Annotated in this window: 6 protein-coding genes; 2 read left to right on the top strand and 4 right to left on the bottom strand. The window is 76.5% G+C overall.

Features of this window, described 5'->3' with window-relative positions; translation table 11 throughout:
• Nucleotides 1-3 precede the first annotated feature (3 nt).
• Nucleotides 4-2,709 carry a dynamin family protein gene (locus WMF27_RS18120; RefSeq protein ID WP_437767630.1) on the top strand — a complete coding sequence of 902 codons (2,706 nt, stop codon included), beginning with the start codon at nt 4-6 and terminating at the stop codon, nt 2,707-2,709.
• 82 nt (nt 2,710-2,791) lie between these two features.
• Here WMF27_RS18120 and WMF27_RS18115 read toward each other — a convergent pair whose 3' ends face one another.
• The 3 genes from WMF27_RS18115 to WMF27_RS18105 all read right to left on the bottom strand — a co-directional run bounded on the left by WMF27_RS18115 (nt 2,792) and on the right by WMF27_RS18105 (nt 7,590).
• Nucleotides 2,792-4,348, bottom strand: coding sequence for a protein kinase domain-containing protein (locus WMF27_RS18115; protein ID WP_437767631.1), 1,557 nt, complete (start codon nt 4,346-4,348; stop codon nt 2,792-2,794).
• 54 nt (nt 4,349-4,402) lie between these two features.
• Nucleotides 4,403-5,992 (bottom strand): 3,4-dehydroadipyl-CoA semialdehyde dehydrogenase, encoded by a 1,590-nt coding sequence (locus tag WMF27_RS18110; RefSeq protein WP_437767632.1) that lies wholly within the window; start codon nt 5,990-5,992, stop codon nt 4,403-4,405.
• Nucleotides 5,993-6,093: 101 nt separating this feature from the next.
• The gene (locus tag WMF27_RS18105) at nt 6,094-7,590 is read right to left on the bottom strand and encodes a TolC family protein (RefSeq protein ID WP_437944351.1); all 1,497 of its coding nucleotides are present in this window, start codon (nt 7,588-7,590) and stop codon (nt 6,094-6,096) included.
• Between the two features lie 181 nt (nt 7,591-7,771).
• Here WMF27_RS18105 and WMF27_RS18100 point away from each other — a divergent pair, with 181 nt between their 5' ends.
• Complete coding sequence (locus WMF27_RS18100; RefSeq protein WP_437767634.1) at nt 7,772-8,818, top strand: hypothetical protein; 1,047 nt, start codon at nt 7,772-7,774, stop codon at nt 8,816-8,818.
• A gap of 38 nt (nt 8,819-8,856) precedes the next feature.
• Here the strand turns inward: WMF27_RS18100 and WMF27_RS18095 are convergent, their stop codons facing one another.
• Nucleotides 8,857-10,344, bottom strand: a complete 1,488-nt coding sequence (locus WMF27_RS18095; RefSeq protein WP_437767635.1) for a hypothetical protein — start codon at nt 10,342-10,344, stop codon at nt 8,857-8,859.
• Between the last annotated feature and the right edge of the window lie 40 nt (nt 10,345-10,384).

Raw genomic sequence — 10,384 nt, 5'->3', positions numbered from 1 at the left:
GCCATGGCGAGGCTCGTCGAGGCGCTGAACCGGTTCTTCGGGCGGGTCGAGATCCTCGCCCTCGGCCTCGAGAACGAGCGCAGCGCCGCCGAGGCCGCGCTCGCGAAGGGCATGCCCCTCGAGGCCCGCGAGCACGCCCGCACCATCCTCTCCGTGCTGCCCGACTCGGCCGTCGGGCTGGCGCTCTGGGCCGACGCGGCGGAGGACGCGTGGCTCGACCAGGAGGTCGTCGCCTCGCTCACGGATCTCGCGAAGCGCGTCCCGTGGCGCGCCGACGTGTGGCTCCGCCTCGGCCGCGCGGGGCAGCGCATCGGCTGGGACGGCGCGCGCGACGCGCTCGAGCGGGCCACGTCGGCGCCGGAGGAGCGCGACGCGGCGCGCCTCGCGCTGCTCGATCTCTCGGACCTCGACCTCGCCGCGGGCGACCCGGCCCGCGCGCAGCGCTGGCTCGACCGCATCCCGGCGCCGCTCACGACCGTGCCCGACCGCGACGTGGCCCTCCGCCGCGCCGAGTGCGCGCTCGCGTACGGCGATCTCGACGGCGCGCGCGCCGCCGCGGAGATCCTCGGCGAGCCCACCGCGATCGAGGGGCGCGCCGCCCTCGTGCTCGCCCGGCTCGCGCTGGCCGAGGCGAGCGCCGCGGCGGGCTTCCCCGCGGCGGGCTCCTCCGCGGCGGCCCTGCCGCCCGCCGTGGTGGGGCGGGCGCTCGACCTCGGGCTGCGGGCGCTCGTGCTCGACGTCCCCGGCGCGGCGGAGCTCTGCGCCGCCCTGGTCGCCGCCTCCCGCGACGTGCTCGTCGTCGACCGCGTGCGCCGCGTCGTCCGCGCCGCGGGCGCGCTCGACGAGCCGACCTGGGCCGCCGCGTTCGCCTTCGCCGAGGGGCGGCGCGACGACGCGCGGCAGGCGCTCGCGCGCGGGCTCTCGGCGGGCGACCGCGCCGCCGCGGCGGCGCTGCTCCGCATGGCCGTCGAGACGCGCGACCTCGGCGCGCTCGACGCGCTCGCCGCGCGTGGCAACACCAAGGACGACGACAAGGAGCCGCGCGGCGCGGCCGCGCCCCCGCTCCCGCCCGACCTCGTCCGGCTGCGCGACGCCGCGGCGATGGCGTCCGGGGGGCAGGGGAGCGGCGCGCTCGACGCGCTCGACGCGGTGACCGGCGAGGGCGCGGCGTGGGCCGACGACATGCGCCGCGCGATCGCGCAGGCGTGGGTGCCCCCCGCGGGCGGCCCCGCCGGGGCCCGCGCCGCCGCCGCGTGGGGCGACGTGCTGCGCGAGCTCGCGCGCACGGCCAAGCTCCTCGACCGGCTCGACCTGCTCGCGGCGATCGAGGCCCTCGCGGTGGAGCGGGAGCGGCCGCTCCGCGCGGCCGTGGTGGGCGAGTTCAACGCGGGCAAGAGCACGTTCCTGAACGCGCTGCTCGGCGAGGACGTGGCGCCGACCGGCGTCCTGCCGACGACGGCGACGCTCCACTGGGTCGCCTGGGCGCCCGATCCGTTCGCGCGCGTCGTCGTGCGCGGCGGCCAGGACCGCGTCGTGCCGCACGCGGCGCTGAAGGACACGCTGCGCGCGCTCGCGGCGGCCGGGGACAAGGTCGCGCGGGTGTTCATCTACGCGCCCATCGAGCGGCTCAAGCGCGTCGAGATCCTCGACACGCCCGGCTTCAACGCGCCCGACCCCGATCACATCGCCGAGGCGCGGCGGGCGTTCGACGAGGCCCACGTCGCCGTCTGGCTGCTCGACGCGCCCCAGGCGATGAAGGAGTCGGAGCGGCGGGTGCTCTCCGAGATCAGCGCGCTCGGCGTGCCCGTGCAGATCCTCGCGAACAAGGCCGACCGGCTCAAGCCCGACGCCCTGGAGACGGTGCTCGCGCACGTGCGCGACAGCCTCGCGGCGAGCTCCATCGCCTCGCTCACGCCGCCGATCGCGTTCTCGGCGCGGCTCTCGCTGAAGGGGCGCCTCGGCGACGAGGCGGCGCTCGCGGCGTCGGGGTGGGCCGAGGTCGAGGCGCTCTTCGCCGAGCAGATCGTCGACGCGAGCGACGCGCTCCGCGAGCGCGCGCTCCGCCGCAAGGCGGGCCGCATCGCGGCCGAGCTCGCCCAGGCGGCGTCGGCGCGCGCGGCCGAGGACCGCGAGGCCGGGCGGAGGGCGCGCGCCGAGGCCGACCGGCTCCGCGCGAGCGCGGCGTACCTGCGGCGCGAGCGGCGCGCGCTCGCCGCGGCGATCGACAAGGCGCTCGAGCCGGCGCGCCGGGAGCTCGCGTCCGACCTGCGCCCGATCGCGGCGCTGCCCGAGGAGCGCAAGCGCACCGACGCGAGCGTCCGCGCCTACGTGCAGGAGCGGCTCGTGGCGCGGCTGAGCTGGCCGCTCTCCGCCGAGATCGCGAGGGCGGCGCGGGCCGGCGCGGAGCCGGCGGCGCGCGGCGTGCGCGGCGCGAGCGGCGCCGACGAGGGGGGCGCCGCGCCGTCGCCGCGGGCGGCGGCCCACGTGCGCGCCGTCCTGATGGGCATGGTGGCGGTGCACGACGCGCCCGACGAGCTCGCGGCGCGCCCGATCGAGGGCGTGGTCGAGGCCGCGATCGACGCGTTCGCGATGGCGCTGTCGGCCGAGGCGGAGGCGCCGGTGCCGCCGCCCGCGTCGGCGGCGGTCGAGCTGCGCGCGCAGGCGCTCCGGGCCGCCTTCGAGGCGCCCGCCACGCCGGCTGACGCCTGAGGCGCGAGGCGTCCGGCGGCTCGGGGAGAACGGCCGCCTTCGAGGCGCCCGCCACGCCGGCCAGCGCCCGAGGCGCGAGGCGTCAGCGGCTCAGGAAGAAGGCGAGCACCCCGAGCGCCAGCCCGATCAGCAGCGCCAGCGGCACCACGAGCTTGACCATCCACAGGTCCGTCGGGCGCGCGGGCGGGCGGCGGTCGCGCCGGACCGGCGCCGGCGCGATCTCGATGACGTTCTCGGCCGAGGACCGCGAGGGCGGCCGCGGCGGCGCGGCGGCGGCGGTCGCGCCGGCGCCGCGCGGCGCCTCCGGCCCCGGGGACGGCGCGCGGGCGCCCGCGGCGGGGAGGAGCGGCCCGAAGTCCTTGCGATCGTGGATCACGACGTCGCTCGCCGGCGGATCGCTCGTCGGCGCGACGAGCCGCCGCACCGCCGGGAGCGTGCGCGAGAGGTCGTCCGACGTCGCTCCGGCCGGCGCCTCGCGCGGGAGGGCGATGCCGGGGAGCGTCGCGGCGAGCGACTGGATCGCGGTCGACGGCGGTCCGTCCGTCAGCGACGCCTCGCGGAACACGGACTTCGCCAGCGCCTCGCCCCGCTGCGCCGGCGGCGGCAGATCGCCCTCGCGCAGCGGCGGCGCGGCCGTCATGGAGCTCCGGAGCGACGGCGGCATCGCCACTTCGAGGGTCGGCGCGTCCTCGGGCGCGCTCGTCCGGGCGGCAGGGAGCAGCGCGGAAGGCAGGTGGGGGAGGAGCCGCTCGAGCTCGTCGCGCAGCTCGGCCGCGCTCTGCTGGCGCTGGTTCGGCCACTTCGCGAGCGCGGTGAGGATGATCGCCTCGAGGGCAGGGTGGATCTGCGGCAGGAACTGGCTCGGCGCGGGCGGCGGCTTCCGGAGGTGATCCATCGCCACCTCCCACGCGACGGCCGTCGGCGGGAAGGGGAGCCGGCCCGTGACGAGCAGGAACAGGAGCACCCCGCACGCGTACACGTCGCTGCGCCCGTCGATGACGTCGCCGCGGCACTGCTCCGGGGACATGTACGCGGGCGTGCCGACGACCACGCCGACCGTGGTGACCGAGCCCCAGACGCTGATGGGCGCGCTGTTCGGCCCGTCCTCCTCGCCGCGGGTGTTCCTCTCGACCATCTTCGCGATCCCGAAGTCGAGCACCTTCACGCGCTCGACCGACGGATCCGCCGGATCCCGCATGACCATCACGTTCTCGGGCTTGAGATCGCGGTGCACGATGCCCCGCGCGTGGGCGGCGGCGAGGGCGTCGGTGATGCCGATCAGGAACCGCGCGGCGCGGGCCTCGGAGAAGCGGCGCTCGGCGAGCAGGACCTCGAACAGGTCCTGCCCGGCGACGAGCTCCATCACGATGTACGGCAGGTGCCCTTCCACGCCGGAGTCGAGGATCTGCACCGTGTTCGGGTGGTGGAGGCGCGACGCCGCCTTCGCCTCCCGGTAGAAGCGGGTGACGAACGTCTCGTCGCCGAGCAGCTGCGGGTGCATGATCTTGATGGCGACGTCGCGCGGCGCCGCGTCCTGCTCGCCGCGGTAGACCGCCGCCATCGCGCCCTCGCCGATGAACCCGGTGACGCGGAAGCGCCCTGCGATCGTCTTGCCGATGAGTTGCGGGCCCGCGCTCATGAGCGAGACTTCACCATAAAGTCCACGGAAAGAGCTACCCCGGCCTTTCGTGATCTACGGCTTCGCCGGCGCGGGGCGGGGCTCGCCCTTCGCCCCGAGGATCGCCTCGAGGATCGGCCGCGACCCCTGCACGGCGGTGCGCTGCGAGTAGAAATGGAGCCCGCGCAGGCCGCCGAGCTCCTCGCCGCCGCCGGCGCGGCCCGGGCCGCCGTGGATCGTCTGAGGGAGGACGGTGCCCGGGCCGGGCGCCTGATCGGCGATCTTCTCGCTGCCGAGCAGGACACGGCCGTGGTACGGCGCGACGCCGATCAGCACCTCCGCCGCGAAGGCGCGGTCGTCGCTGTAAACGGAGCAAACGAGGCTCCCGCGGCCCCGGCGCAGGAGCGCCACGGCGTGCGCCGCGCCGCCGTCGTACGGGAAGAGCGTGGCGACGGGGCCGAAGACCTCGTGCTCGTGGGCGGCGGGCGCGCCGTCGGGGCCGCTCGCGACGAGCAGCGTCGGCGGCACGAAGTACCCCTTGCCCGGGGGCACCCCGATCGCCTCGAAGGGCGCGGCGCCGCCGAGCGCCACCGCAGCGCCCGCCGCGAGGCGCTCGATGCCCGCGCGCACGCCGCGGAGCTGATCGGACGTCGTCAGCGGACCCACCGTGACGCCGTCCTGCGCGGGATCGCCGACGCGCGCGTCGCGGAGGCGGTCGACGAGGTCGTCGCGGACGGCGTCGACGACGGCCGCGGGCGCGAAGATGCGGCGGATCGCCGTGCACTTCTGGCCGGCCTTCTGGGTGATGTCGCGCGCGACGTCGCGCAGGAACATCGCGTACGTCTCGGAGCCGGGGACGGCGTCGGGGCCGAGGACGGCGCCGTTCAGGCTGTCGGCCTCGACGTTCACGCGGACGCCCTCCCGCGCGAGGCCCGGCGAGAGCCGGAGCGCGGCGCCGGTGGCGCTCGAGCCGGTGAAGGCGAGGACGTCCTCGCCGCCGAGGTGCGCGAGGAGATCGCCCGGCGGGCCGGCGACGAAGGAGAGCGCGCCGCGCGGCAGCGGGGCGCGCTCGGTGAAGATTTTCATCAGCCGGAGCGCGACGAGCGCGGTGCTGGTCGCGGGCTTCGTGATGACGGGCATGCCCGCGAGGAGCGCGCAGGCGGCCTTCTCCGCGAGCCCCCACGCGGGGAAGTTGAAGGCGTTGATGTGCACCGCGACGCCGGGGCGCGGGACGAGGATGTGCTGGCCGAAGAAGCGCGGCGAGCGACCGAGCTGGACGCCGTCGCCGTCCGTGAGCAGCCGCGCGTCGCCGAGCTGGGCGCCGAGGTCGGCGTAGTAGGCGAGCGTGCCGATCGCGCCGTCGATGTCGAACTTGGCGTCGCCGCGGGTGTTGCCGCCGTTCCGGATGGCGACGTCGATGAGCGCGTCGCGCTCGGCGTGCGCGGCGCGCGACATGGCGCGGAGCAGCTCGCCGCGCTGCGCGAACGTGAGCGCGCGCAGCGCGGGCCCGCCCTCGGCGCGCGCGAACGCCACCGCGGCCGCGAGGTCGAGGCCGTCCGTGCTCGTCTCGGCGAGCGGCTCCTCGGTCGCGGGGTTGACGAGCACGTGCGGCGCGCCCTGGCCGGCGCGCCACTGACCCTGGACGTAGCTCTCGAGCCGCTCCATCGGGCGCGTAGCCTACTCGCGCGGTCGCTCGGCACAACCCCCGCGCCGGGTGGCGCGGGGCGCCGCGGCCGCGCTGGGCGCGCGCACGTCCTGCGCGCACCTCATTTGCACGAGGCGGACGCGAGCAGCGCGGTGATCTTCGCCTTCACCACCTCGAACTCCCGCACCGCGAGATCGAGCTCGGCCTCGCGCTGCCTGCGGCCGGACTCGACCAGATCGAAGCTCGTCGCGGTGCCGGCCTCGAACGCGACCTGCGTGAGGCGCGCGGTCTCGCGGGCGAGGTCGCGCGACTGCTCGGCGACCGCGCGCGACTGCTCGGCGACGGCGACGCCCCGGACCGCCTGCGTCGTCTCGAGCCCCGCGGTGCGCTCCACCGCCCCGAGGCGAACCCGCTGCTGCTCGACCACGGCCCGGTTGATCTGGAGATCGCCGTAGCGCGCCCCGCCGTCCCAGAGGGGCACGGTGAGCACGGCGCCGATGGACCACCCCCAGGACCGCGCCCGGCGGGTGGACTCGTCCCCGAGCGAGGTCTGAGCGCTCAGCGTGCTCGACAGATCGACGTACGGGGCGAACGCGAGCTTCGCGTCGGTGAGGTTGCGCTCCGCGATCTCGAGCTCGGCCCGGGCGGCGCGGACGTCCGCGCGCTGATCCGAGCGCGCCTCGGCGCACTCCGACTGCACCTCCGCCGCGATCGCGTTCAGCGAGAAGCCCTGCGGGACGCCGACCTCGCCGCGCTCGCCCAGCACGGCCCCGAGCGCCTCCCGCGCCTTGCGCAGCGCCTCGTCGCCGGACACGAGCGTCGCGCGGGCGAGCGCGACGTCCTGCTCCGCGCGGACGACATCGAGCTTCGTGCCGGTGCCGAGCCGCTCGCGCCGCCGGGTCAGCTCGAGCCGCTCGAGCGCGCTGCGCAGGCCGACCCGGTTGATCTCGCTGACCCGCTCGGCCGTGACGATCGAGACGACGGCGTCCGCCACGGCGCCGACGGTGATGCGGCGTCGATCCTCCAGGCTCAGCCTGGCGACGTCCACCGAGCGCCTGGCGGTGCCGATGCCGTACCAGGCGCGCGGGGCGAGGACGGGCTGGCGGAGCGTGAGCGACGCCCTCAAGGTCGTCGGCGCATCCTCGACATCCTGGAACGCTCCCGTCGGCTCCCCAGGGGCGGGAGCGAGGCCCGGCGGGAGCCTCACGGCGCCGCCGCCCGCCAGCTCGTGATCCACATCACCGCGCGCGTCGAGGCTCGGGAGCGCCGCGGCGAGCGCCCGCCTCGCGACCCCCTCGGCGCGGGCGACCTCCTGCACGGCGATGGCGAACTCGACCGACCGCTGTTCGATCATCCCGCGCGCGTCGTTCCAGCTCGCCAGCGTGCGCGCCGGCGGGGGGACCGGCGCGAGCGCCGGGTCGTTCACCTCGATGCGCTGCGGCATCGGCGCCGGCGCGGCGGCCGCCGTCGGGGGTGTCGTCGCCGGGGCCGCCGCGGGCGCCTGCTGGCCCGGTCGCGGCTGAGCCTGCTGACCCGGTCGACCCTGGGGAGGCGCCGGCTGCGCGAGGGCGACACCTTGGCAGAGGGCGAGGACGGCGAGGTGGCTGACAGCGACCATGCAGAGCCGGCGATGGGGCATGCGCGTTCGATGCGCCGGACAGGGCGCGACGACAAGCACGAAGCGGGCAGGGGCGCGCTCCCGCCCTGTGCGCGTGTGCGAAACCGTGGGCGCGGCGAGCCCGCGCCGTGGGTCAGGTCGTGGCGACGAACCGCGGATGCGCCACTATTCTGGACCACCGATGCCAAGCCGGTTGCCCCCGATCGACATCTGCCTCGGCTGCGGGAAGCGGCGGCGATGCGGCCCCGCGGACCCCTGCGCTCGCTGCGGCGAGCCGCCGCACCGCGCCGTGTGGCGGCGGTCCGAGCCGCGCGGCGCGTCGCCGAGGATCGAGCTGTTCCTGAGCGCGATCACGAGCGGCCTGCTGCTCGCGTACACGGCGCTCTACGGGCTGCTCCTCTCGGGCCTGGCCGGGGCCGCGGACGGCTCCCTCGCGGCCGCCGCGCTGTTCGCGGCGAGCGTCCTGCTCGGCGCGAGGCTCGCGCGGTGGATCGTGCGGTCGCTGTTCGATCTCTGGGGCACCACGTGGGCGTACTGCTCGGCCGACGGCGCCCGCCGGGGGACCGTGCGCACGCTCCTCGGGTGGTACGGTGCCGGCGAGGGCGTGAGCCTGACGGGGTTCCACCCGACGAGCGCGGGCTCGACGCTCTTCTGTTCCTCGGACGCGATCGAGGCGGGGCTCCCCGTCGTCGCCGCGAACCTCTCGCGCATCGCGGGGGCGAAGGGCGGCGACGCGTTCTCGCCGTTCGAGGTGCTGATGCTCAGCGCCTTCACGGGCCTCGTCGCGCGCGGCGAGGCGACCATCAGCAGGGCCACGGCGGTGCGCTGGCGGAAGGGCTGGCTCGGCGCCGCGCGGCGCGGCGCGCCGAAGCCGGTGCTCACGATCGAGCGCTGCGGCGATCGCGAGGAGGGCAGCGCGATCGAGCGCGCGATCCTCTCGGCGCTGCAAGCGAAGGCGGACGGCCTCGCGCGCCTCGCGGAGCCCTCGCCGCCGGGGGGCTACCGCGACGCCGCGTGGCGGCCGCCGCCCGCGCGGCTCTGCATCGAGGAGGTGCTGTGCCCCCGCGCGCTCGCGCTGGCGGCGAGGGCGCTCCGGAAGGAGCCCCGCGGCGGCGCGCCGGTCGCGGTCGCCGCGGCGCTCGACGAGTTCGGCAAGCGCGACCCCGCCCGGATGAGCCACCTCCGCGTGCTGCTCGCGGAGCAGCGCCGCCGCGCGCTGTCGGCGTGAGCGGCCGCGCGGCGTCGGCGTGAGCGGCGCCGCGGCGCTCAGCGCCAGACGCCGATGCCGGCGCTCACGCTGTCATAGCGAGGCGCGAAATCCATCGACGCCTGCAGCGTCAAGGCGGTGTCTGGGATCAGGCCCCAGAGGTTCGTCGAGAGCACGCGGACGTCCGCGCCGAACGTGAAGTGCTGCCGGCCGACGCGCCCGCTCTCCAGGCGGCTGAAGCGGTTCGGCTCGTAGTAGCTGCCGAACCGCGTGTGCACGCGGCCCGGGATCGGCTCCGTCTCGATCCCGAACCGCGGCGAGAAGCTCACGTGTGCGCCCGAGCTGCCCACCGCCGACGGTCCGTGCTCGCTCCCGGGCTGCTTCTGCGCCAGGAAGCGCTCCAGGCTCACCCCGTTCGACACCGGGCCCGTGACGAGGAGCTCCGCCGTGATGAGCAGGTGCTCGCGCGGCCAGTTCCAGTAGCGCGCGCGCCGCTCCGCCTCGAGGACGGCCGGCCCCGCGGCGAGCTCGCGCTCGTCGGCGGCGCGCTCGCGCGCCCTCTCTGTCGCGAAGACGCGCTCGCGCCGCGCGCGCTCCTCCGGGTCGTCGATGGCGCCGAGCTCGCGCTCCCTCCGCTCTTCCCGCGCGGCCTGTCTGCGCGCGATCGCCTGGCGGAGCTCCCGCTCCTGGACGTGCGGGTCGATCCACGCCGGGTTGAGCGGGCGCGGTCCGACCTGCACGGCGAGGCCGACCTCGAGCTCCCAGGGGAGGACGACCTCGTTCGGCAGGATCAGCCCGCCGGCGCGGCGGACCTGCCCGTCCATCACCACGCCCTCGCCGAGCAAGCGGCCGCCGTTCACCGGGAAGCGGAACGTGGCGCCGAGCCGGTAGGACGCCCAGTCGGGGCGCACGAGCACCCCGAGCTCCGGGGAGATGCCCGCCATGGTCAGGTCGGTCTGCTCGGCCTGGAGGTTGAGCGTCACCGCGCGCGCGCCGGCGCCCAGCACGAGCGCGTCGCCGAGCAGGCGGACCCCGCCGAGGAAGTGGTACTTGCCGATCACGACCGTGGTCTCGGCGCCGGCCTCGTCCGTCAGGGAGTACCGTTGCAGCTCGGCGTTGACCCCGACGCCGAAGTCGCCCGCCTGGAGCTGGCCGCCGAGGGTCAGGTACACGAAATTCGAGTAATCGAGATCGATGTCGCCGCTGTTGTCGAAATCGTTGTTCTCGAAGAGCTCGATGGGCAGCGAGATCGACGCGGCCACGTCCCACTCGAACCAGCGCATGCTGAACGGCTCGCGGAGCGCGGGCGCCGCGGCGTTGGCGACCATGCCGGCGATCCCCTCGGCGTAGCCGGCGTAGGCGCCGGCGATCCCGGTCACGCGCAGCGGCGCCAGGATGGGCCCCTGGAAGAGGTCGATGGTGTAGGCGTTGTCCTGGAGCGGCTGAGCCAGCGCGGCCCCGGGCGGGCCGAGGAGGAGGGCCAGCGCGGAGAGCGCCGCAGCGGATCGGCGGGCGATGATGCAGAGCGCCGCGGTCCTGTCGGTCACCTCGCGCTGCTCCCGTCCAACAGCATCTCGTCGCGCCCGC

The sequence above is a fragment of the Sorangium sp. So ce281 genome, assembly GCF_051527395.1.
Taxonomy (GTDB): domain Bacteria; phylum Myxococcota_A; class Polyangia; order Polyangiales; family Polyangiaceae; genus Sorangium; species Sorangium cellulosum_B.
The sequence above is the reverse complement of the archived record's forward strand: the minus strand, read 5'-3'. Positions and strand labels throughout refer to the sequence as shown.

Coding starts and splice junctions, on each gene's coding strand:
- WMF27_RS18120 (WP_437767630.1), top strand. CDS start 4: ATGGCGAGGCTCGTCGAGGCGCTGAACCGGTTCTTCGGGCGGGTCGAG.
- WMF27_RS18100 (WP_437767634.1), top strand. CDS start 7,772: ATGCCAAGCCGGTTGCCCCCGATCGACATCTGCCTCGGCTGCGGGAAG.
- WMF27_RS18105 (WP_437944351.1), bottom strand. CDS start 7,590: ATGGTCGCTGTCAGCCACCTCGCCGTCCTCGCCCTCTGCCAAGGTGTC.
- WMF27_RS18115 (WP_437767631.1), bottom strand. CDS start 4,348: ATGAGCGCGGGCCCGCAACTCATCGGCAAGACGATCGCAGGGCGCTTC.
- WMF27_RS18110 (WP_437767632.1), bottom strand. CDS start 5,992: ATGGAGCGGCTCGAGAGCTACGTCCAGGGTCAGTGGCGCGCCGGCCAG.